The following is a 23,867-nucleotide window of genomic DNA, read 5'->3' as shown; positions in this document are numbered from 1 at the left end:
AGGCATATCGAATTAAGGAATCTGACAATGCGTGACGATCTGGTGGTGGCTATCACAGGTGCCAGTGGCAGTATTTATGGTATCCGTTTACTGGAAGTGCTGTTGAATGCTGGCAAAACGGTTCATCTGGTGCTTAGCCCCGCAGCCACGGAAGTAATTGATCGAGAAGTGGGTCTGAAGATCAATTTAAAGGCATTTGATGTGCAGACAATTTTTAAGCACTTGAAGATTGATGTGGATTCCAGCAGATTACAATACCACCATTTTCAGAACTTTCAGGCAGGGATTGCCAGTGGATCTTTTTTGACAGGTGGGATGGTGATCGCCCCGTGCAGTATGGGTACCGTTGCTGCGGTGGCACATGGTATTTCTCAAAACCTGATCCATCGTTCCGCGGATGTGCATTTGAAAGAACGCCGGAAGCTGATCGTTGTTCCCAGAGAAACCCCCTTGGGCCTGGTGCAATTAAAAAATATGACGTCACTTGCCGAGGCAGGTGCGATCCTGATGCCTGCCATGCCAGGTTTTTACACCCTGCCTCGCACGATTGATGATCTGGTTAACTTTGTAGTCGGTAGAATATGCGATCAGTTGGAAGTTCCGCACCAATTATTGAATCGCTGGGGTACAGCAAGCGAAATTGAGCATGAATAACACACCACGACAGGAAGTGCTGGAGATATTTTCCGCTGCAGTTGCCCGCGTTCAGCCGTACCAGTTGGTAACAGAGTTTCTTAAACACGATTTATCTTTTCAGCAGAAGCTGGCAAAATCAAAAAGAGTTCTGGTTGTAGGTGGGGGAAAAGCAGGTGTCGGGATGGCTCATGCCACCGCTGATTTCTTTGCGGATAAACATATTGAATGTATCGGTATTGTGAACATACCAGGCAATTTGGCAACCAGATCTGGCAATATCATTCTGCATCCGGGTCGCCCAGAAGGGAGCAATTTCCCCACTGCTGCTGGTGTGGCTGGCGCAGAGCAGATGATCCAGTTATTTCAAGATGCCCAACCAGGGGATCTGGGTATCTGTCTGCTTTCAGGTGGTGGTTCTGCATTGTTGCCCGCACCCCACGGTGCCACACTGGAACAGAAGCTGCAACTTACAAAAGCATTGCAACAATCTGGCTGCACCATTCAGGAAATGAATGCAGTACGCAAGCACTTTTCCAGGATCAAAGGGGGAAGACTTGCCCAGGCATTTCGAGGGGACATTTTTTTCAGTCTGGTAATTTCGGACGTGGTGGGTGACCCTCTCGATGTGATTGCTTCCGGTCCCACTGCTGCGGATAATACCACATTTGCAGATGCAATTGCTGTAATCAAACGTTACCGATTGTGGGAATTGTTGCCTCCTGACATGCAGGAACATCTCCGAGCAGGAGAGCAAGGGAAAATCCCTGAAACCCTCAAGACAGACCCACCAGATGGTTTACATAAGATCCTGGGGAGTAATCACTTTGCACTCGGTGCTGCTGCCATGAAGGCGGAAGTGATGGGTTATCGTGTGCTGAATCTGGGTTCGTATTTTGAAGGCGAAGCAGAACATGTTGCACGTACGGTCGCCGCAGTGGTGAAAAGTGTGCTGAAACATGTGGTGCCGGTTGCCCCACCGTGTTGCATTCTGTTTGGGGGCGAGACAACGGTTACTTTGCCTCCAAATCATGGCAAAGGTGGGCGAAATCAGGAATTGTGCCTTCACCTGCTATCGCATTTCAACAATGAAGAATGGCATCGGTTGACGATCCTGTGCGCGGGTACGGATGGCGAAGATGGCCCCACAGATGCAGCGGGTGCGGTTGCAGATCTCACTGTTTTTCAGACTGCACACCAGTTACATCTAAAGATCAATCAATTCCAAGCTGAGCATGATGCTTACCACTTTTGGGAACAAACCGAAGGTTTAGTAAAAACCGGTTTAACAGGCACTAATGTGATGGATATTGGAGTGGTGCTGATACAGGCTTAATCGTTATTTTTCATTTTTTCGAAGCAGTAAACAACGACCAGCTATTTGATTTGCGGAAATACTGTTCTACGCCATTGCGTACTTCTGTGACTTTGATCGGGTGGGGCTTGCCAGTGAATGAAATCTCACGGACAGCTGCAATCGACATCTGGCCTTCCTCCACAACAAAAATTGCTCTTTTGTCGTCTTTTTCCATCGCCTGAGTGGCGTATTCATAGCCACCCATGATTTCCGATTTGCCATTGTTTCCCGTATAAAACCACGTTCCTTTCCCTTCGCTTTTAGTTCCCAGAATCCACATCGTGCCACCATCGTTCCGTACCAGTGATCCCTGATCCTCACCTTCCGCATTCAAATGTCTCGCCCAGAGTGACTGATTTTTCCCTATGCGAATTTTGCAGGGACAATCGGTGACAAAAATATCCCCTTTGCCACTTCCAACAATGGTCGCACCGCAACTTTCTACCACCATCGTGGATTTTTTAGAACGATTTTCCAGAGTTGGTGGCAGACCACCAAATGAGTCCAGGTGCTGGAATTTGACAATCGGAGCAGATTCATCAACTATCCATTTGCCTCCCAGCACTCGCCCAAAACCAAGTCCAATAATGTGCCTTACGGAACCGTGAACACGGATTTCACCTTTCACGGTAAACCAGTTCGGTTCTGGTCCCACAGCACCGCGGAGGTATACTACTGTTTGCTGGTTCTGTGCTGCAGAATCGATTGCTTTCTGGATTGCTGCTGTGTCATCTTCACGATCTGAATTGTTCGCACCAAAATCATTGGCACATACCCAATTTTTCGGATTCGTTTCCCACGCGAAGATTGGTTCCGCTTTGATTGGCAAGTTCAATGAATGATCATCACTGTCTGCAAACAGTTTTGTAATCCCGTGGGATGAGTATTCTTTCACTATTTTGCCTGACACATTACCTGCGGAAGTGCTGCTTTCGATTGCCTGTTGATAGCCAGATTGTTCGATGTTTCTGGCGAACAGGATTCCACGATTGCGAATGGCTGCCTCTTGGGAATTGGTGGTTGCAAATTTACCATTGATGATGGACACCACTCCCGACCACCAATGCCAGTCGTTGGGATAATCGACAAACAGTGCCTGAGGTGTGTTGATTACTTCCAGATCTTCAATGGCCATCACATTGGCCACCACTGTAATACCTGTTTTTCTGCAATTTGAAATGCGGATTCTGGAAAGTGTCTGACCATACATCCAGGCCGAAGCAATTCCTACATCAAAGCCGTCGATGGTGACATCCTGAATCAGATTGGGACCGCTTTCTCCTACAAATGAGGCGTTAATACCATTTTTGCCAGTACCAATGATTTTTACATTCTGAATCATGCCTGTATTGGTGGCCATATAGCGGATGCCATCGGTCTGTGGGTTGTTGCCCACGTCGATGGTCAAGTTTCTGATGTTCCGCATGAACCAATTGGCAGAAGTTTTCCCTTCATCGGTGGGGTGAGTGCGAATCACCGAAGTGCAGTTTTTGGCACCATCGATCAGGCGGATTATCACACCGTCGCGGCTTTCGCCATACATCCACGGCCCCAAACCGGAACCATTCTGGTTCCGATTAACCACGAGAGTTTGGGAAATTCGATACGTGCCATCGGGCAAATACAGAATCCGAGTACCTTTACCCGCACGTGTGCAAGTCTGGTCGAGGGCATTTTGCAGTGCGGCGGTGTCGTCTGTGATTCCATCCCTTTCGCACCCAGATCCCGCACATTGACAACTGATTGATCCGCAGGAAATACCACCCTGGGATATTCGTGGGGCTTGGCGGATAAATTTGTCAGCCATGTCAATGTCAGTAGTGCAGAAATTTTCCACATGGTTTTGTGCTCCAGAAGTACTTCAATTGCAATGCCATTTCTAGGTAGAAAGCGCACAATAAAATTGGAAATTGAAAATTATTCTTGTTCTTCAAAAGGGTCTGACTTGGGAATTTGAAATTCTTTCGAGCTGTATTGACCTTGAAACGACGTGAGTTCTGAATCTGAATAAACCTTAATCTTTTCAAGCATTTTATCGTACATTTTCTGCCGTGAGGTGATCACACGGCCTTTCGGATTCACCTTGACGGGTGCCCGATAGCAATAGAAATAACCGGTTTTGTCCCCAGCATCATACGATGTATTGTCGATAGGAACTGTTTTTTCCAACCCACTGACTTCCTGCAGGTGGTAGCCGCTGACAATGACCCGCCGAACGACACCTTTTGGTGCTACGATCTCCCACTTCACTGAATCGTAGGCTGAAAGTACCAGAATGATTGGTGCTTTGGAATCCTGAATTTTGACGATTACTTTTTTGCTGTCTCGATCAAGCGAGCTATAGACCCCAATTCCATGAACTTGTGGGGGGAGTTTTTTTACAGGTATTTTTGGTGCTGCTGTGGAATATCCAGTCGCCACCAGGAGCACAGGAATGATCCATTTCATCGGTCGCTCTCATATTTATTCATAATTTATCGTGCGTGTCCGTTATTTTGACAACACACAGTTAGTGTTATAATAGTGCATTATCTGAACCTACCTACCTCACTCTCCGATGAAAAAATTGCTCTACGCTGCGGTGCCCACCATCTTAATTACAAATTGCTTATATAGCCAAGAGATTACTGATGCTCAGCGAAAGTATCTGGTAACTTTGGTGACCAAAATGCAGGGTACTGTGGAGATTGTTGAAGATGAACATTCCCCTGCGTCAGTGGCAGTGACTTTTGACAAATTGAACGATCTGCAACTGTCACAACTGAAGAAATCCCCTGCCCTATATTCGTTAACGGTGAACGATGCTTCGATGATTTCTGATCGTGCCATGCCTTACCTGGCAACCTGCACCGAATTGGTCAAACTGAAATTACACGCAGCAAAATTAACCAGCAACAGCATGCCACAGATCGCCAAATTAACAAAATTGCGTTACTTGTATCTGGCAGAAAGTAAAATCAGCGATCTTGGTGTCAGCCATTTGAAGTCGCTGGAAAATCTGGAAGAAATTGATCTTACGAGCACCCTGATTACCGATAAAGCAGGCCCCTTTCTAGCAGAATTCCCAGCCTTAAAGACAATTTCTGTGAACACGACTGCTTTTGGCGACCGTGGGGTGGGTGCTTTGCAAACCCTGAAAAAGCTTGAAAAATTGAACGCTATCAACACGCGGGTTACCAACGATGGGGCGCAGGCACTGGAAAAAGAAGTTCCCACTGTGCGCATTAGGCGTTAATTCTTGCTTGCCAAATCATTTCACTTCCGCACACTGAATGGTGGAAGTGTCTGCACAACTGGTGTTGGCCATAGTCTTCAAAACTATTGAAGGGTCTGAATAAGGCTCTTTGTGGGTTCGATTCCCATCCACTTCCGTGTTATAAATTACATCAAATTTATATAATTTAAATCAAATATAACTGATCAGCTTTGTATTTTTCTGAAAATAATTACACAAAAATTCAAAAAATAGGGAACAAAAATTCACTTATTGCGTCATTAATATGTACTGAACAATCACCGCACCTGGCGTGCTGGTTGATTCTTCCTTTTTGGTATTGTTACCAGAAATTGGTGGTCTTTTGCTAACCATCACTTTCCTCCTTTCTAAAATTTCTGTCATTACAAAAGGTGGGTAGCACGGAATGACTTCAAGTGAACAAAAACGAGTGGAATTACTGGGAACTTTTCAGCATGCAATCCAGTTTGCCTGCCAGCAGGCAAATCGAATCCTGGAACAGTATCCCGGTTATACCCCCATGTATACTGTGGGTGGGCGTTGGAATCTGGAGGGGGAACGCTGGACCCATTGGTGCGAAGGATTTTTTCCAGGCATCCTCTGGCTGCTTTACAAGCAAACCCAGGATGAACGCTGGCGAAAGCCTGCCGAAGACCTGTCTGCTGCCTTGCTCCCCAGACGTTTCGACAGAAAGGTGCATGATTTAGGATTTCTGTTTTTTTCAACATATGCTCGTTGGCAACGCCTTGACCCCACACACGACAAACGGCAAGTGCTGATCGATGCGGGTAGAACGATGGCACTTCGTCGTGAAAAAGGCGGGTATTTGCAATCGTTTGTCGCACCACAATCGCTTTTTATCGACATCATGATGAACATCGGCATTGTGATGTGGGCTGCACGTGAGACAAATGATTCCGTATTGCATGAGATCGCGTTAGAACATTGTCGCACCACAGCACGAACTATCGTTCGTCCTGATGGCAGTACCGCCCACGAGGGGATTTTTGATCTGGATTCTGGACTTTTTCTGGAAGAAACCACCCACCAGGGGTATGGTGCGAAATCAGCCTGGACCCGTGGGCTGGCATGGTCGCTTTACGGTTTCACCGCAGCACATCGGCTGACAGGTCAGGCAGAGTTTTTGATTGTTGCACAGAAATGTGCTGATTACTACCTGAAGCGTGCCGCATCAACCGCCATGGTTCCGTGGTGGGACTTTGACATTCCCGAGGATGGCCCACGAATCTGGGATAGTTCCGCAGGTGCGATTGCCGCAAGTGGTCTGCTGGATCTTGCAGAGGCAATTACCAACCCACAAGATCAGGAGCGATACCGTGAAGCTGCCTACGTAGCATTAGAAACTTTATGTGAACCTGAATTCCTGGCTTATCAGGACCCTGCGTGGGAAGGAATTTTAAAGCACGGTGTCTACCACTACCACAAAGGCCTGGGTGTGGATGAATCGGTTGCCTGGGGCGAACACTTTTTTGTCGAAGCACTGGTGAAAGCAATCGCTGGTAAATCTGATGCGGCCTGGTGATTTGCAAACAAAGGCTTTGAATTGTTGCCTGAACGGTTTTGGTAGTTCTTACAATAGCGTTATTGGTTGCCCGTTTTCTGCTTTGGAGCGATTATTTATGAAGAGTTTTCGGTCTTATTTTGTATTACCGATTCTACTTGCCACTGCTGCAGTGGCAGCGGCCCAGGATCAGCCGAAGAAGTACACCACTGTCGAAGGGATTACTGAATATCGTATGAGCAATGGCTTGCGGGTACTGTTGGTGCCAGATGCATCCCGCCCGCTCGTAACGGTAAACTTAACCATCTTCTGTGGTAGCCGGCATGAAGGTTATGGCGAAACCGGTATGGCCCACTTGTTAGAGCATATGGTTTTCAAAGGAACCCCCACGTTTCCCGATGTGCCCAAAGCACTTCGGGATCATGGTGCCAAGTTTAATGGCACCACCTGGGTTGATCGCACCAACTATTACGAAACGATGCCTTCCAGCGATGAAAACCTGGAGTTCGGTATTCGTCTGGAAGCAGATCGCATGATCAACAGTTACATCAAGCGGGAAGATCTGCTATCTGAAATGACGGTAGTTCGAAACGAGTTTGAACGTGGCGAAAACGATCCCAACAACATTCTCAGCCAGCGAATGATGGCCACCGCCTATGAGTGGCACAATTATGGTAAATCAACAATTGGCAACCGCTCGGACATCGAGCGGGTTCCAGTCGATAATCTGCGTGAGTTTTACAAGCGATTTTATCAACCAGACAACGCCATGCTGGTAATTGCCGGTAAGTACGATGAAGCGAAAGCACTGGGCTATGTTCAAAAGTATTTCGGTGCGATCAAAAAGCCCACACGCAAATTGAACAATACTTACACAGAAGAGCCAGCACAGGATGGCGAGCGCCTGGTTACCCTACGTCGCGTAGGTACTACAGGTGCTCTTGGCGTGATTTATCACATTCCTGCGGGATCACATGAAGAATTCCCAGCAGTAGCAATTATGGAAGATTGTCTTACGAATGCACCTTCGGGCCGTTTGTACAAGGCATTGGTTGAAACCAAAAAAGTAAGTTCTTTGTCTGGAACGGCCTTCCCATGGCACGATCCCGGTGTGATAGAAATTAATGCCAAAGTTGACAAAGCGGAAGATATTGCACCTGCAAAAGAGGTGATGCTGACCACTTTGGAAAATCTGATCGAGAAGCCAATTACCGAAGAAGAAGTCACTCGTTCCAAGCAACGCTTTGCGAATTTTAATGAACGGCTCCTTGCATCCAGCGACGACTTTGCAATTCAACTCAGCGAGTGGGCATCTGCAGGTGATTGGCGCCTGTTTTTTGTCTATCGAGATCGCATTGAAAAAGTGACTGCTGCCCAGGTGAATGAAGCTGCCAAAAAATATCTGGTTCGTACCAACCGCACTGTGGGGGAATATTTACCTGCGAAAAAAGCTGAGCGAGCCGCAATCCCCACAGCAACCGAAGTAGCCAAAATTGTTGAAGGCTATCAGGGTCGAAAGGCTGTTGCATCGGGCGAAGTATTTGACCCAACACCGGAGAATATTGAACAACGCACCGTTCGAGGAAACTTAGGCGGGATCAAAACTGTTTACCTCACCAAAAAAACTCGTGGGGAAGTTGCAGAAATCACCCTGAATCTGCGATTTGGCAATGCCCAATCACTCAACGGTAAAAACATGGCTGCGGATATGCTGGGCAACATGATGTCACGTGGCACCAGGAAGCGTACTCGGCAGGAATTCAATGATGAACTGAATAAACTCAGTGCCAGCGCACGGTTTTCCAGCCAGCTTGGTGTGTTATCGGTGCGTGTCAAAGCCAAGCGGGAAAACATCCCCGCTGTGTTAAAATTGGTTGGCGAAGCACTCCGTGAGCCAGCATTCAAGAAAGAAGAGTTCGATCTCTTAAAGCTAAGTTCTTTGGAATCTACTAAATCTCAATTAACAGATCCAGGTCGCCTGGCATTCACTCAATTGATGAAGGAATTGATGCCCTATCCCAAAGACGATGTGCGTTACATCCCCACCTTGGCGGAAACCGTAGAAAGGATTGAAGCCACCACACTGGATCAGGTGGTAGATCTTTATGAGAAGCAACTCAGTGGCATGTATGGCGAACTGGCAGCCGTTGGTGATTTCGATGCGAAAGAACTAGAAGCAAGTTTGAAACCGTATCTGGAAAACTGGAAGACGGAAGTGACCTTTGCACGCATTCCACGCGAGGCGAAAACGGTAGAGAAAGGGAAGTTAATTACCATCGAAACCCCCGATAAAGAAAATGCCTTTTACTTCGCAGGGATTGGCTTTGCGAAGAAGGATTCGGATGAAGATTACCCCGCCATGGTGGTTGGTAACTATCTGTTTGGAGCCGCACCATTGGCATCTCGATTGAGCAACCGAGTGCGTGGGGAAGAGGGTTTGTCATACGGTATTCAATCAATGTACGTTGCCGATACGATTGACGAGCGGGCATTTTTCCAGATCTTTGCCATTACCAATCCCAAGAATATTTCAAAAGTGAATCAGGCAATATCTGAAGAAATTAACAAGGTGCGCAAGGATGGATTAAGTCTGGAAGAATTGAATGCGGGTAAAAAAGCCTACATTGATCAGATGAAAGTAGAGCGTTCCGATGACAGTTCTCTTTCCAGTAAATTGGCATCTTATTTGTATACAGGGCGTACTTTTGAGCACGATGCCAAGTTAACAAACAAGATCAACCAACTGGAGATCGACCAGGTGAACAAAGCGTTGAATGAAGTTGTTGATCCGAAGAAACTAATCATCATCAATTCTGGTGACTTCCAGAAGAAGTAATAGATTTCACCCGGACGATCAAAGCCCCATTGCATTGACGACAAGGACTAAGTTAATGGGGGCATTGAATAAGAAAGTGCTGCACAAATTGCACGGTGAACTGCTTACTTAACTTCGAGTAATTCAACTTCGAAAATCAAGGTGGCGTTTGGTGGAATGGCACCAGGAACACCGTTTTTGCCGTAAGCCAGATCCGGTGGGATGGTCAATTTTCGCTTGCCACCCACTTTCATTCCTTTCACGCCCTGATCCCAGCCCTTGATCACTCGGCCAGCACCAAGTGGGAAACTGAAAGGCGATTTGCGGTCGAGGCTGCTGTCAAATTTCTTGCCATTGGTCAAGGTGCCCGTGTAGTGGACTACAACAGTCTTGCCAGTTTCAGCTTCTTTCCCTTCGCCCACTTTCAGGTCTTCAATTTTCAGTTCGGTAACCGCGCCTTCTTCTTTTTTCTCTTCAAATGGCATTTCAATACTCGTTGGTTTGAACCAGTTTTCCTTGGCCTCTGGGATTTCTTGTTTGGCAGTGGGCAACGAGGCAACTTTGTCACCCGCACTCAAATTGTACCCAACAATTCCCAAAGCACTCAGGCTGCACACTATTAGTGCACCTTGTAAAATCATACGCATTATAGACCTCTTGGTTAGTGTCACTGCTGAAAGATACCGCTTTCTACGGCATTTCTTACGTTGTTTTCAGCTCTACTGTTCACCGATATTCTATACAAAGTATCCCGAAAGTGCTTCTTTTGGCAACCGTCGTTCGTTTTTGAGGTAACATCATCTAATCTGACTCGCAACCCAAATCAAAACAATAGCCAGCATGATTCCTGCCCGGATTGTCCAGCCTATGGTTCGCACCCAATTAGTGCGTAATAATCGCCAATGATCCTTCTCAGACCAGTGTTTCCTTAACCGTTCATGAAGAGGGATCTGGACAAAAAACGTCGCACTCCAAATCAGGAAAAGTGTCAACAGGGCTGCCATCAAAAGGCTTCGAGTGAGCATTTTCTGTTGAACAAATAAGAGCGAAATCGACCCCACGGCTTCAGCCAGCATGAGAGGTGCTACCAACCATGTGGTGCGTTGTTGGTGCTGTTCTTCAAAAATTGGAAATCTGCCTGGTTCGATCATCCGAAACAACGGGTAATGTACCAACTGGACAAACCAGATTACCCCTGCCATCATCCAGGTGGCTGCTGCAGTGATTAATGCCAGTATTCCGAAAGTCATTTGAATTTAAGATTCCTTGTTTTCAGCTTGTTCACTGTTTCGCAACAACGAAAGTCGGGTTTGTTCATGGCGATAACGAAACATCGCAGCCATTTTTCTTCGCACGAGCCAGCCAAAAAGAAAATCACTCAATTGGCCCAGTGGCAACGCATAAGTTACTTCATCTCTCAGAATGCTTTCGGATCTGCTCAACTCAATCATTCGGTGACGATGATGCCAGTAAGCAAACGGACCTGTTACCTGCTGATCCACAAATTCGTGCGGTGGATCATAACTGATATGTTCTGCAACCCAGCGCAGGCGGAAGGGACCTATCTTTTGCTCCAGGATTGCTGTAGAACCCGGCAAGAGCGATGCGGGTGCGGAAACCACCTTCACTTTTTCCCAGGGTGGGATCAAGTTGGCCAGCATTTCTGGCTGATGCAGTTCAAATAACTGTTCACGTGTCCCGGGCATGGGACTTTCCCAGACAAACTTTCGAATGGATGCTGGGTCGGGAGGGGTTGCCCAGGCTGCTTTCCAAATAATCAGACTAAAGGGAATCCACCAGATGAGATCGTTGGTGATGATGTTTAGTCCGAATTCGACAGGAAAACCACCCTGAAATATTGAAAAGGCAAAGCCAATCGGGCCGAATATCTTCCCAAGCAATCCCACCAACACGATTGGCCAGTGCCGAAAAGGATTGCCTGCAGCAATCAGATAGCCGATCCCATACACACCGACGATCATGCCCACGCACTGCCAGATTTGTGGGTAACGCATCCTTTCAGCACCCGCAACATCAAAGAAGAAATGTGGAAAAAGGACCGTAAAAGCCCCCCAAACCAGATTGTAAACACCTGCAAATTGCAGAGTTCGTCTGGCCCATTTCGGTATCACTGTGGTGGGCAACTCTTCAACTTGCAACATTCTCACACTCCACTCTTAATCGATGGAGTATTAATAATCGCTGCAAGAAACGGAAACCCAGTAATTACTTGTTATCCTGCAAAACTTGGGTAACAAAATCAAAAAATCGTAATCTGTACCCAATTTCTGATCAACAGGTAGTGTTTTTATTTCTTTGGAATCGCAGGTACCAATGCATCTAACTGTGCATCAAAAAATGCGTCGCTTGAACCATCGGTATTGTTAATCTGCACGGCGATAATGTTTTTTCCTTTTACAAACACATTTTCAGGCACATTGACCGTGCGGTTCCAGTATTCCGGTTCGTGATCTTCGTTGTCTTCATCGACTTTCTTGCCATTGATCCATACCACTGCCGAATTATCAGAAGCAACCTTCAGTTCAAATTTAACTCCCGGTTTTAAGATTTTATCATCCAGCTCAAATGTTCTTCGGATAAAGAATGGCTTGCCCGTAATGGTTATGTTGGTGCCTTTCTTTGCAGCAATCGCATCTTCTCCATAGCCCAGGGGTGCTTTGGCAGCCTTCCAGTTATTGTCCTTAAAATCAAGTTTCATCCAATCGGTTCCTTTTACCTCAGCTGCGTCGATATATCGCCAACCATCAGAGCTGGCAGCAATGGTTCCCACACCTAAAGGAGGTGGTGGTGGGCCAAGGTCGCGCGTAGTTACTGAAAGTGCCAGGTTTTCAGTAACAAATCCAGCATCAGTGGGGTCATCTTCAATCAGTCGAACTCGAACAGAAGCAGTACGCACCACTTCTTTCATGCCCACAGTGGCCTTACCTCGCACCTGAATGGGAAAGTGCTGGTTATTTCGACTTTCAGGGATTTTGAGTGAAACGAAAACACTGTTTTCGCCGGGATTGATCATACCTGGAGTTACAGTGATGTCGTTGGGCAATCCTGTAATCGATATTGCAACGGGACTTTCGAAACTGTCCTGACGTTGAATGCTGACAAGGATCCCACCTTCTCCAGGCTTGGAAAAGAGTGTGGGGCTTTCCACAGTCAGGCTGAAATCGGGCATTGGGGGACGAATGACCAATCGGTATTGAAACTTTGGCGAATTGCATCGACGTGGTATTAAATCACTTACTTTCAGAATATATTCCCCACTTTCCGGTGGGACAAATTCCACCACTGGGTCGGTGCGATCTGCCAGATTGTCTGGATTTTGTGCCAGAATCTTGCCTGCTTTGTCCTGCACAGCCAGAACAAGATCCCCTTTACTTCCCAATGCACGACAGTTGCTTTCGATGATCAACTTCTTATCTTTTTCTGCCTGAAAGCGGAAGTAATCGACATCGCCTCGGCTTGGAAATCTTCCATGCAATACTGTGGGAACGGTAATCGGCATTGCTTCAGCGGCGGTATCATTTGGTTCATTTTCGTTGATGTTCGGCAGGTCACTGGCGAATAACGTTGCATTTCCCACGGTTGCGGGTTGATCCAGACGAAATGCGACGATCTTTTCTGATTGAGCAGGTACCTGCCAGGGTTGGCGAACCACTGAGATAGCGGTGTCGGCAGTGTTCGCTGCTGCGGGATTTTTTAATCCTACTTCCAGGTCTGTTTGTTTGCCACGCTGGCCACCTGCGGGATAAACATAATCAATAATGGCTTTTTTAGTTACTGTAATTCGGTAATTTCTGCCAGCTTTTTCACCCGCACCTAGTGTCCATACCTGGGCGTAGTACGTGCCATCTGCAGCTGCGGTGAAATCGGCGTAAGGATCGCCACGGTAATAGGTTGTGCCAAGTGACAACGGCTTACCATCTTTATCAATCACTGCGACTGCCATCACATCTGCTACGCCGAAAATTCGGGATTGCAGCATCACAAACTGTCGATCCCCTTTCTTTGCGGTAAATTGATATGTATCCACATCCTTGGAATCATTCACATTTCCGTTGACACCACCTTCCAGTGGGATGGGGTTTGCTTTGTCAAGAGCATCGTTCGGTTCTACCTCCAGTGCTTCTTCCACGTTCCCCACAGCCAAAAAACGTGGGGCACTGGCACCACGCTCGGCAAACAATCGCCATTCATACAACCCACTGGGAACATTAGCGGCAACATTGATTTCCGCTTTTACCGTGGTGGTAGATGCAGCTTCTGGCAGTATTTTGGCCGTAATTCCAGGATGTTCGCACCAGAAGCCGGTGGCACCATCCAATCGAGAACCACCAATTTCCGCTTTCACCACCGAACCGGATTTTACGCTGGCAGGAAAAATCCCGTTCACGGAAGTGGTCACAATTTCTTTCTTGGCGGTCTCTTTCCCTTTCATCTGTGGGCGTACAGTGGGGGTAAACTGAACCAGGATCACCAGTAGCAGAGTGAGTGTAATCAATCGACCGCACCAACGCCATTGGTTGATGGATCGGTGAACTGACCTGCCTGAGATCGAATAAAGGCTGTTTGTTTCTTGTAGTTCCATGAATGTGGTACTCCCAAGGTTGTAAGTAACCGCACCATTGTAAACGGTTAGTTCAGGAAATGCCAGGCAAGAGATGTTCTTCTATCTTTGGTGGCCAGGCAAAGTTCTGCTTCATCGAATCAATTGATTCGCCAATAATTGGAATTTCTTCGGCTTTGATTCTGCCAAGCTTTTTGAATGCTCCGAGTGCCAGTGAAGGCAATCTTTCCGGTGGTAACCCCATCAACCGGCAGCAGGTCGCATCAACTGCAACCAGGTCCAGACCCATAATCATTGCACCAAGTGCCTTTGCTTCACCTGCCAGCGGGCCATCACCTTCCATACCCACAATACCATCAACAATGGCCATGTGGGGTGTCTGTGTCAGGGCAATGTCAATAATGCTGTTGGCAATCCCACGCCAATGAAGTTCGTTTTTCGGCCAGCCATAACAAATGCCCGGTAATGTACCAAACAGGTTCTTCAATGACAGTGTTGCACCTGCCCAATGGTGCGTTTTTAACTTGGGAAGAGAGATAAATACATCTGCGGTGTGTATCGTTTTGGTAAGAAACAAATATTCCAGGCCAGTAGTACGTCCCAGGTTGACCACCTTGACAGGTTCATCGTGGTTCAGGTCTACAAATCGAACTTTTTCTTCCCGCAGTACCGCACCCAGTCCACTTTCTTCCACCAGAAATTCCACATTTCGCCAGTGCCCCGGCCCTTCAGCCACGATAATTTCTGCTGCACCTTCCTGCTTGCACATCTGGATGACTGCCCGCACAAAGTTCGGGTGGGTGTTAATCACCTGTGCTTTGCGAAACTCTACCAGGTTTGGCTTCAGTACAACTCGCTTCCCCTGCAAGGGAAGGTGCTGGCGAAAATGGCCAAACTGTGCCACCAGCTTTGCCGTAAGATCTTCGCTGTAATCGTTGGCACGTTGAATCGAAACATCACTGCAAGCAGGCAACTGTTTCAGTGCTGCTAATCCATTCAACATAAAGCCGCGGAACTTTGATTTGATCCGTTGTCCAAGACCCATTTTCGGTGGGGGCTGTTTTTCTGCGGGTGGCAGTGTGACATTATCCAGTGGATAAGCCTGCCGTTCAAGCGACGTCAGTTCAAATACATTCTGCCGATCACAATTCAGCCCCAGCCAGGTAATGGCATGTCTGGGGATACTGACAGGTCGGCCATCTGCAGTTTGTTGCGTATAGGACTGACGTAGTTGCTCATCAATTCGATTCAGTGCCTGTGGAATGAAATCAAATTCCCGGTAACAATCCAATGCGATTTTGGCCCAGCCAAGGTGCTCCAGGTCAGTCGCACCCTTGGTGGCTTCTATCAGGTATTTCAAGGCCGATTCCACCATTGGGTGCTGATAGCCTTGCAAAGCCAGGAGCATCATTGCAGTGGGACCGGGGATTGGTTCGGTCATTTTGCCCAGAATCTGGCGATTTCCGTAATTGATACCTCCATCCGGAAATGCTCGATCCAGCAACAATCGTATCCCTTCTAGAACACGGAGATCCTGACCGTAGCCCGCTTTTCTTAACGCAAACACTGCCCAGGCGGTAGGTTCTGCCCAGGAAAAAGTACCTAACGCCCAGGGCCAGCCCACTTTCTGTGGGTCAATATCCATCATGCTGGCCACTTCCGGGTCCGCTGGAATGACTTGCCCACGGATAAACAACAATCGATTGATGATTGGAAGTAACTGTTCCATCGACGAATGTAATGCTGCTTTCGTCAGCAGCACCAGCGACGTAGGCCAAGTAGCTGCGGGTCGGCCACGTTGTAGAAGGTAAGTGCCTTTCCCATCGCTGTTCGCATCCAGTGCGGCAATTGCCCGATGAACTCTTTCCTGCTCATTGCCAACTGCTGCCAGAACTAATGTGGCAAAACAGGTTGGTTCGAAATGAATCTGTTGTCCGGGAATATAGCCCCAGCCACCTGTGGGCAATTCCGCTTTTCGAATCGTATCCAACGGTAAGTTCTTATCCATCGTTTCGTCCTTTATTTTTAATACTTCTGGCTCAACCTACCTGGCTTGGTGGCACCGCACCAAGGCCTATACCATCCAACACGCTGGTATCCATTGTGCCGCTGGTAATGTGAAATATCCCAGGGAATTTCTCCAGCCATGGCTTGTTGGCTGCTGGCACAAACTGACGTGAATTCGCTTCAATTGCGGAAACTGCCGGAATGTGGGCGGCGATGCTTGCAGAATGAATTAATGATGCTCCAGGGCAGGTTAAGTCCTGCACGCACAGAAACATATTGTATTTTTTCGCTGCTGCAGCCATCAGTAACGACTGTGATTGTCCTTTGCAGGCTTTTAAAGCGACGCCTGTATAACCCATTTCGCGCGCCAGCAGCAGCGTTTCCAGGTCAAGCAACGATTCATCAATGACGACCGGTTTCCGCTTGGCTGCAGCGTGCATAGTATTGCCACGATCGTTATGCAGATCCCGTCGTGTGGGCTGTTCTACGTACTGAACCCTGTCGTAAGCCAGCGGTGCCACTTGAACCAGTTGATCCATTAATGAAATCAAATATTCCACATTTTCGCACCGCTCATTAAAATCGAGCGAATAAAACCAGCTAGAGATCCCACGTGCAGATTGTGCAATCGTGGCAACGCGATCAATCGCCACGATTCGTTGGAGATCCCAGTTCAGGTCGTCTCCATTCAGCTTAATTTTCAAGTGGGCTAAACCATCTCTGGGAATCCATTCTGCAAGCGTTTCTGGCAATCCATCGCCCACGGGCGCCACTACATCGCCCTGTTCCAGCGGATCTAATGCACCTACCAGGTGGTAGAGAGGCATTTGAGGCTTTGCTTTCGTGGTGACATACTGCTCAATATATTCTCCCTGAAAATCTTCCCCAAGGTATTGGCCCAGGTCCGCAGTCATCCAGTTGGATGAATAAGTAGAAAAACAATTTTTCTGGTAGCACTTCCCATAGGCATCGTGCAGTGCCGCATCGAATGGGCTGGCACACACCAGGGTGCATAACCTTGGAATTGGTTCGGCCAATTGATGAGTCACGGAATAGGCCAGTGCGACTTCAAAAAACTGGTGTTCCAAAGCCATCGTGATTTCGACAGGATGACCATATTCTGAATGCTGTGCATAGATCGTGGCAAGTTTTTCTACCAATCCCTGCATTGCCTGAAGTGTCTGTTCTGCAGACAGCACTTTGCTGGGAAACGACCAGATGTTTCCCAAAGGCATCGAACCAAACCCTTTGGAACGCACCCCACTGCGATTTTCCGTGGTACACTCAACATCGAGAATTGTAACGCGATCTGATGCCACCCCACCGAACTTGATTGGTGTGCGGTACAGATAGGTGGCAAAAGAATAGTGCACGTCGACAATACGGACATCAGTATTTTTCATCTTCTCGCCTCTGTTTGCGTTCTTTTTACGAATCGCCCCCCACATGAAGAGTTGTGGGTAGCAAAAGTATGGGACAGCCACAAGGATCCCACAATCTAGTACACTACTATAACGTAGTATGATGTAAAAAGTTTCACATATTTTCCAAATGGTGGAAAAAAGTCGGAAATGGCTGATAACGAAACCGTTCTATAACTATGCAATTATTGATTGGCTGCTGATTTCGTTTTTGTTCACACCATGCCTGTGATACACTGCAATTGAATGTATTTTCTTGGGGAAAAGCATGCTGAAATTCAGATTCGTCATTTTCTGCGCGATTATTTTCGCACCAGCAACAGGATTTGCCGAGGGCCCACCTGCATGGAAAGAAGCTGCCCAACGTGGGTTAAAGCTGGGCACACGAGGTGCAGACAGTTATCCACAATTCCGGTCGTGCTTTTCCTGCCACCACCAGACTCTTTCGATCATGATGCTTTCTGAAGCCGACGAGGCGGGGATTACCTTTTCCAAAAAAACACTGAAAGAACAGGCAGAAATTACCCGCAAGCATTTCAGCAATTTAGCTGAACTGAATAAACAATCCAAAAAACTGGGTGGGCACAATTCCACATTGGTTTACGGCATCTGGACGTTTTGGATGTTGGAAGAGCCTGACAGCCCCACTACGGCAGAAATGGTAAAATATTTGTTACAGCACCAATCGTCGCAGGGTCATTGGACTGTTCCAACGGGAAGACCACCCATCCAGGAATCCGCGTTGGCTGCCACCACGATGGCGGTGTACGGTATCACGCTGTACCAAACGACAGAACAAGAGGCGCATGCTAAAAAAGCCATCGTAAAAGCCCGCACCTGGATTGAGAAAGCACCTCTGAAAACCAATGAAGACTATGTCTGGCGACTATGGGATTACGTGCACAATACCGACGATGAAAAAGGTTTGAACGATCTGCAGCAGAAACTGATTGCACGCCAGCATAAAGACGGCGGGTGGAGTCAATTGGATTCCATGGAAAGCGATGCGTATGCCACGGGTCAGGTAGTATCAATGCTGCTCGACAGCGGGCTTGCGCCAGAGGATAAATCGGTCGCACGTGGGATCGAATATTTGCTGAAAACACAGCACGAAGATGGTTCCTGGTTTGTTGCCACCCGTGCCAAGCCAGTCCAACGATTTTTTGACAACGGCGACCCCCACGGCGTAAATCAGTTTATTTCAATTTCAGCCACATACTGGGCCACCACCGCTTTAATGCGTGCTTATAGACAAGCGAAATAAGCATCCAATTTCATATAAAATTACTCCTGGCGATTGAGTTTCTTGGTCCCCTCTCTCGATTAAAGGAGTAACTTAATGGCTAAGTTTGCCGTGGTATTACCTGCAGCAGGACAATCAAGCCGGTTTGCTGGCAAGGAAAAGAAGCCGTTCACACAATTGGATGGGCGTGCTGTCTGGATTCGTTCTGTTGAGGCATTCGTCAACCGTCCTGATGTCGTCCAGATTATTCTGGTGATTTCACCTGAAGATCGGGAGTTATTCACGTCCCGCTTTGCAGCGAATGTCATGTTTATGAACATTCATTTGGTGGATGGTGGAAAAGAACGGTTCGAATCAATTGCGAACGGGTTGGCAAAACTGGATCCAGAAGTGGAATTTGTAGCGGTTCATGATGCCGTTCGCCCATGTGTTCCTGCAGCTTTGATTGATCAGGTTTTTGCGATGGCAGAAAAAACAGGTGCTGCGTTGCCAGGCTTACCGATCAATGAAACAATCAAAGAAGTAAATCAACAACAGCTGATTACCAAAACGGTTGCACGGGAACAGTTGTGGGCTGTGCAAACTCCCCAGGTGTTTCGTAAAGAATTGTTGCTAGAGGCTTATGCAAATCGTGGGAATATTTCAGGCAAGATTACGGATGATGCCCAATTGGTAGAAGCACTTGGACAGCCGGTCACAGTGGTACCTGGATCACATTACAATATCAAAATAACCACCAAAGCCGATTTGAACCTGGCCGGGTGGTATATCAAAGCAAAAGAAGCTGAAGATAAGCCCAAAGTCATTCGGGCATTCGACGATGAACGCTTTAGTTGAAAATCTGGTACGTGCAAGTTACTTCAGCACGATTTTCAGGTTGCCCGCGTTGCTCTCCTGCAGGTCTACTTCAATTGTTGTTGTTTCCAGATCAGCATAAACAGGTGGAATGGTTGGCCGCACTGTACCTTCTTCTGGCATCGGTGCCAATACACCAGGTTCGCTTTCTACAACATTCGAAACAACCACTGTGACCTTATATTTACCCACTGGTGCACCATTTTTGCTGCCATAGGTCTTCAGGGTAAAATTACCCTGATCGTCAGTAATTCCCGTAGAAACGTGGGAACCACCTTCTGCATGAAACGTCACCGTAGCTTTAGCAACAGGTCGATTGTTGTATTCCACCTTTCCAGTGACGGGGATGGTATCTTTTTGTGGTGGGGTTTCTGCTTTTTTGTCGCAAGCGCAGATAAACGCGAGAATTGCGACACAAACAGATAATCGGGATATTTTTCTCATGGAGATTATGTTCTCAAACTATTTTCGGGGAGGAAGACTGTGATGATGCACTTAATTGTCTGTAACAGTTTCGCCGCCATCCATGCTGCCTAAGGCACCCAGCACACCAAAAGGACTGAAACCAGTAATACCACTGGCACTGGCACCGGGATTGCCCACGTCGATGGAATCACGAATGAAACGAACAGAACCATCCATCATCACCGCATTTACCCCGCCGGTATGGCGACTGCTGGCAGAATAAAATCCCGGCTGTGCATCGTGGTTGTTCCAGGCACAGGAAGGGCCATTAATACGAATATTGGTAGTAAATCCAGAGAAACCACCCCCACCATCAGCCCAGCGACGACCTGCCCAGCCGGAAAATTCACTTGTATATCGACGATTCACCGTATCGTACAGAGCCAAACAGGCTGCTGGAGTGGTCATATTGCCTGCATTTCTTCCGGTTGCTGTAATATCGTTCTGACCTGTGGCAATGAGCCGTTCCGCCATGGAAATCGTGTTACTGGTGCCGTCTGTAATATTGGCAAACTTGTACTTGGTCTGATATCCGTGGGGACCACGGGGACCGTTGGTGGAACGAAACGTATTTACCTGATCGCCACTATTAAAGACATAATTGCCACGACGCACACCAGATGTGGAATCACCAGTTGGGTCCGATGGACAGAGGAACGTCTTAATAGAACTGCTGTAGGTGGGGTGTTCGCCACGCCACGGTGCGATGCCTCCTTGAGGAATCGTTACAGGTGTGCCACCCACGGTAATGTTGGTGACCGAATAGAGTAGCCGGTGGACGTTGTCCTGTTCGATGTAAGGCAGCAATCCAACAAGACCAGAAATTCGGCCACAGTTTCCAGTGACATAATTGGGACCAGCACAGGATCCATTTCCCTCGTTATTGCTTTCCCGGGGCGGGATGTAACCCACGGTATCGTGGTGGGAATGGATTGCAACACCCAATTGTTTCAGGTTATTACTACATTTCGACCGATTGGCAGCTTCACGGACTTTTTGCACTGCTGGAAGCAGTAGCCCGATCAGGATGGCGATAATTGCAATTACCACCAATAATTCAATCAGGGTGAATGCACCCCGACGGAGAGAGAGGAGTTTCATCATCATAACCTTTGAATAATAACTACAAGGCAGGTATTTGTGAAGATACGTTCATAAACGTATCTGACAAAATGTTAATGAGAATTTCTTCCAATGTCAACAACTTTTCCTTGAACTTGGTGAAAAACATCCCACTGATAAAATGGATTTAATCACCTCACCTGTGGGATATGATGGCAAAAGTGATTCTGGTTATCGTGGTGCTCGTTCTCCTGTTTCTGTTGGGTGGGCTGATTTTTCCGTACCTGTTTCATTCTCAACAGAACAGCCAACGGGAAAACTGCAAAAATCACTACCGTATACTGGGCACCATCGGTTTACAAAGTCCGTCGATTCCTAACGGCCCAATGCCTGCAACGGTTGTGGATTACCTACCAGCGGGAACGTTTGATCGCACGCAGGTACCCGTAGCAGATCGGTGCAGTTGGTATGTCTGGACCTTGAATGTCGTCGATCAGGGACCGAGTAATCCTGAATTAAAGATTGGTCACCGTTCTCCAAAAGGATTGGCGGAAATCCTGCCGATGTTTGCAGCCGATGCAGCATGGAATGAAGGAGACAATTCCCGAATATCGCACTATTTTCTGAAAATTGCCCGCTGTCCGGCGGTATACTCTCCAGTGGGTGAAAACACCCCCCAACTGGCTAACTATGTTGCCAATGGTGGGATTGGCAACGGAACGCCTGCTGAACCACTTGTAAAGCAATCTGCAAATGCGGGGGCCTTTCGGTATGACGGCAACACACCATTTTCACTGATTGTGGATGGGTTGAGCAACACCATCGCTTTATTGGAAACTAATTCTGAAATCCCTCCCTGGCTGAAAGGTGGATCCGCAACATTGAGAACATTAGAAAAAAATGAAAATGAACCGCTTGGTGAAGGAAAATCATTCGGCGGTTGTCATGAAGGTGGCATCATGGTCTGTTTCGCAGATGGCTCAGCCCGTTTCATAGGTGGCACCATCGATCCGCAGGTATTTCGAACTCACCTGACTATCAGTGATGAAATGACACCAGTTGAGTGATATTGTAATATTGCGATAAAGTAAAACGGTTAGGAGCTTCTAAGGTTCTGGTACTTTACCCACGGTACGGACATTTTTGCCAGTTCTTTTAGTCAATCGATCTCCCAGATCGGTGCGGGCATTTTCCACAATTTTCATCAGTTCATCGACCACTTCTGGCCGATTTTTGAACTGGTTCTTCGTTTCTCCCGGATCGTCTAGCAAATGATACAACGCAAAAGGTTGCTGACGAACTGCGTAGCCGTGTCTGCTGGCGATCCCACGAAGCCCCGATTCTTTAATCGTCAGCGGTTTCATATTCTCGAAATTCGAAGGTTTCCCACCTTTTCCGGGTGCGGCAGCAACGGTCAGGTATTCGTGGGGCAAGTGCAGCTTCCAGGGACCAGACCGCACAGCGTGTAACTCCTCGCCAGCGTAGTACCAGAATTCAGTGCGGGAAGACTTGCCTTTGCCTGCATTCTTCAAGAATTCGAGTTGATTAACCCCATCGATCTTCGAATCAGCTAGTTTTGCATTCAGCATTGCAGCAAAAGTGGGCAACAAATCGAATGAGGTCAGTAGTTCATCTGTTGTTGCACCGGGTGGGATTGTGCCTGGCCAGCGCATGATGCACGGAGTTCGCACACCACCTTCAAAGGTAGTCAATTTTCCTTCCCGCAACGCACCTGAGGAGCCTGCGTGTTCACCGTAGGACAAAAATGGTCCATTATCTGATGTGAAAATCACGAGTGTATCGCGTTCTAAGTTCATTTCTTTTAATGACTTACAGATTTCACCGACTGACCAATCCAGCTCCTCAATCACATCGCCATACAGACCAAATTGTGATTTCCCACGGAACCGGTCCGAGGCAAAGATTGGCACGTGCGGCATAATGTGGGGCATGTAAAGAAAAAATGGCTTCTCGCGGTTGGTTTTAATGAAATTCACCGCACGTTCTGTCAGTCTTCTGGTGAACAACGCCTGATCAGGATCTTTTTCCACGATTTTCTTGCCGTCAAATAAGGGCAAAGCAGGCATACCAGGCACCGTGGGGTGCAGTGGGCCATTATCGTTGGAATAAGGAATGCCCAGATAATCATCAAATCCATTTGCGGCGGGGTGAAATTGTTCCTGCAAGCCAAGATGCCATTTGCCGTAAATCCCGGTGGCATAACCATTTGCTTTGAATAGCTCTCCCATCGTCAGTTCAGTGGGATTAATCCCTACTAAACTAGTGTGGTTTAGTGCTCCTGCTAGCCCCACCCGATTGGCGTAACACCCTGTCATCAGGGCTGCACGCGATGCTGTACAAACAGGCTGGGCCACATAAAAATGGCGAAATGTACTGCCGTCTTTGGCAAGTTGGTCAATGTTCGGCGTGCGGATTTTGCTGTTTCCGTAGCAACCTAAGTCGCCGTAACCAAGGTCATCGGCAAATATCAACACCACATTGGGCTGTTTTGCTTCAGCAATGAGTGCCAGCGAAAAAAACAGGACTAAACTGAAGGTACGCACGGTACACCTCGCATAGTAGGAGAAGTATTGTGCGTATTTTAATGAGTAAATAAGTGGAATCCTATCAAATTCTTTGAACTGGACGGCCACCAAACTGTCACAAGTA

19 protein-coding genes and 1 tRNA gene are annotated in these 23,867 nt (G+C 47.5%); 9 read left to right on the top strand and 11 right to left on the bottom strand.

All coding sequences use genetic code 11. The features are described from left to right. Positions 1-27 precede the first annotated feature (27 nt). The gene (locus R3B84_05190; protein MEZ6139949.1) at positions 28-654 is read left to right on the top strand and encodes a flavin prenyltransferase UbiX; all 627 of its coding nucleotides are present in this window, start codon (positions 28-30) and stop codon (positions 652-654) included. Further along, complete coding sequence (locus R3B84_05185) at positions 647-1,969, top strand: DUF4147 domain-containing protein (protein MEZ6139948.1); 1,323 nt, start codon at positions 647-649, stop codon at positions 1,967-1,969. Before R3B84_05190 ends, R3B84_05185 begins: the two co-directional genes overlap by 8 nt. Positions 1,970-1,979: 10 nt before the next feature. Here R3B84_05185 and R3B84_05180 read toward each other — a convergent pair whose 3' ends face one another. Both R3B84_05180 and R3B84_05175 read right to left on the bottom strand, forming a co-directional pair. After that, positions 1,980-3,797, bottom strand: a complete 1,818-nt coding sequence (locus R3B84_05180; protein ID MEZ6139947.1) for a glycosyl hydrolase family 28-related protein — start codon at positions 3,795-3,797, stop codon at positions 1,980-1,982. Positions 3,798-3,907: 110 nt separating this feature from the next. Then, a complete protein-coding gene (locus tag R3B84_05175; protein ID MEZ6139946.1) occupies positions 3,908-4,438 on the bottom strand; it encodes a hypothetical protein in 531 nt (176 codons plus the stop codon). A 109-nt stretch (positions 4,439-4,547) separates the two neighbouring features. Between R3B84_05175 and R3B84_05170 the strand changes: the two genes are divergently transcribed. From R3B84_05170 to R3B84_05155, 4 genes are all read left to right on the top strand, one after another. After that, complete coding sequence (locus R3B84_05170; protein ID MEZ6139945.1) at positions 4,548-5,225, top strand: hypothetical protein; 678 nt, start codon at positions 4,548-4,550, stop codon at positions 5,223-5,225. Between the two features lie 42 nt (positions 5,226-5,267). Then, positions 5,268-5,362, top strand: a tRNA-Sec gene (locus tag R3B84_05165). A 269-nt stretch (positions 5,363-5,631) separates the two neighbouring features. Further along, positions 5,632-6,768 (top strand): glycoside hydrolase family 88 protein, encoded by a 1,137-nt coding sequence (locus R3B84_05160; protein MEZ6139944.1) that lies wholly within the window; start codon positions 5,632-5,634, stop codon positions 6,766-6,768. A 97-nt stretch (positions 6,769-6,865) separates the two neighbouring features. Beyond that, a complete protein-coding gene (locus R3B84_05155) occupies positions 6,866-9,583 on the top strand; it encodes a pitrilysin family protein (protein ID MEZ6139943.1) in 2,718 nt (905 codons plus the stop codon). 104 nt (positions 9,584-9,687) lie between these two features. On the opposite strand, the gene R3B84_05150 is transcribed toward R3B84_05155, so the two are convergent. The 6 genes from R3B84_05150 to R3B84_05125 form a co-directional block, all read right to left on the bottom strand. After that, entirely contained in the window at positions 9,688-10,209 is a 522-nt protein-coding gene (locus tag R3B84_05150) for an FKBP-type peptidyl-prolyl cis-trans isomerase (GenBank protein MEZ6139942.1), read from the bottom strand. Between the two features lie 150 nt (positions 10,210-10,359). Continuing rightward, the gene (locus R3B84_05145) at positions 10,360-10,812 is read right to left on the bottom strand and encodes a hypothetical protein (GenBank protein ID MEZ6139941.1); all 453 of its coding nucleotides are present in this window, start codon (positions 10,810-10,812) and stop codon (positions 10,360-10,362) included. Between the two features lie 6 nt (positions 10,813-10,818). Continuing rightward, on the bottom strand, positions 10,819-11,724 hold the full coding sequence (locus R3B84_05140; GenBank protein MEZ6139940.1) for an SRPBCC family protein: 906 nt from the start codon (positions 11,722-11,724) through the stop codon (positions 10,819-10,821). Between the two features lie 146 nt (positions 11,725-11,870). Then, on the bottom strand, positions 11,871-14,165 hold the full coding sequence (locus R3B84_05135; GenBank protein MEZ6139939.1) for a PPC domain-containing protein: 2,295 nt from the start codon (positions 14,163-14,165) through the stop codon (positions 11,871-11,873). A 52-nt stretch (positions 14,166-14,217) separates the two neighbouring features. After that, on the bottom strand, positions 14,218-16,152 hold the full coding sequence (locus R3B84_05130; GenBank protein MEZ6139938.1) for a DUF362 domain-containing protein: 1,935 nt from the start codon (positions 16,150-16,152) through the stop codon (positions 14,218-14,220). Between the two features lie 31 nt (positions 16,153-16,183). Continuing rightward, complete coding sequence (locus R3B84_05125) at positions 16,184-17,554, bottom strand: enolase C-terminal domain-like protein (protein ID MEZ6139937.1); 1,371 nt, start codon at positions 17,552-17,554, stop codon at positions 16,184-16,186. A 286-nt stretch (positions 17,555-17,840) separates the two neighbouring features. Between R3B84_05125 and R3B84_05120 the strand changes: the two genes are divergently transcribed. Together R3B84_05120 and ispD are read left to right on the top strand one after the other, a co-directional pair. Further along, positions 17,841-18,836: a prenyltransferase/squalene oxidase repeat-containing protein gene (locus tag R3B84_05120; GenBank protein ID MEZ6139936.1), complete on the top strand. Its 996-nt coding sequence runs from the start codon at positions 17,841-17,843 to the stop codon at positions 18,834-18,836. Positions 18,837-18,911: 75 nt separating this feature from the next. Continuing rightward, a complete protein-coding gene (gene ispD / locus R3B84_05115) occupies positions 18,912-19,652 on the top strand; it encodes a 2-C-methyl-D-erythritol 4-phosphate cytidylyltransferase (GenBank protein ID MEZ6139935.1) in 741 nt (246 codons plus the stop codon). 18 nt (positions 19,653-19,670) lie between these two features. Here ispD and R3B84_05110 read toward each other — a convergent pair whose 3' ends face one another. Together R3B84_05110 and R3B84_05105 are read right to left on the bottom strand one after the other, a co-directional pair. Continuing rightward, positions 19,671-20,114 carry a carboxypeptidase-like regulatory domain-containing protein gene (locus R3B84_05110; protein ID MEZ6139934.1) on the bottom strand — a complete coding sequence of 148 codons (444 nt, stop codon included), beginning with the start codon at positions 20,112-20,114 and terminating at the stop codon, positions 19,671-19,673. Between the two features lie 51 nt (positions 20,115-20,165). After that, on the bottom strand, positions 20,166-21,236 hold the full coding sequence (locus R3B84_05105; GenBank protein MEZ6139933.1) for a DUF1559 domain-containing protein: 1,071 nt from the start codon (positions 21,234-21,236) through the stop codon (positions 20,166-20,168). A 170-nt stretch (positions 21,237-21,406) separates the two neighbouring features. On the opposite strand from R3B84_05105, the gene R3B84_05100 reads away from it, so the two are divergent. Next, positions 21,407-22,264 carry a DUF1559 domain-containing protein gene (locus tag R3B84_05100; protein ID MEZ6139932.1) on the top strand — a complete coding sequence of 286 codons (858 nt, stop codon included), beginning with the start codon at positions 21,407-21,409 and terminating at the stop codon, positions 22,262-22,264. 39 nt (positions 22,265-22,303) lie between these two features. On the opposite strand, the gene R3B84_05095 is transcribed toward R3B84_05100, so the two are convergent. Next, positions 22,304-23,761: a sulfatase gene (locus R3B84_05095; protein MEZ6139931.1), complete on the bottom strand. Its 1,458-nt coding sequence runs from the start codon at positions 23,759-23,761 to the stop codon at positions 22,304-22,306. Between the last annotated feature and the right edge of the window lie 106 nt (positions 23,762-23,867).

Source organism: Zavarzinella sp., assembly GCA_041399155.1.
Classification (GTDB): Bacteria; Planctomycetota; Planctomycetia; order Gemmatales; family Gemmataceae; genus JAWKTI01.
Note: the sequence above shows the minus strand (reverse complement) of the source record. Positions and strands in the feature narration are given on the sequence as shown.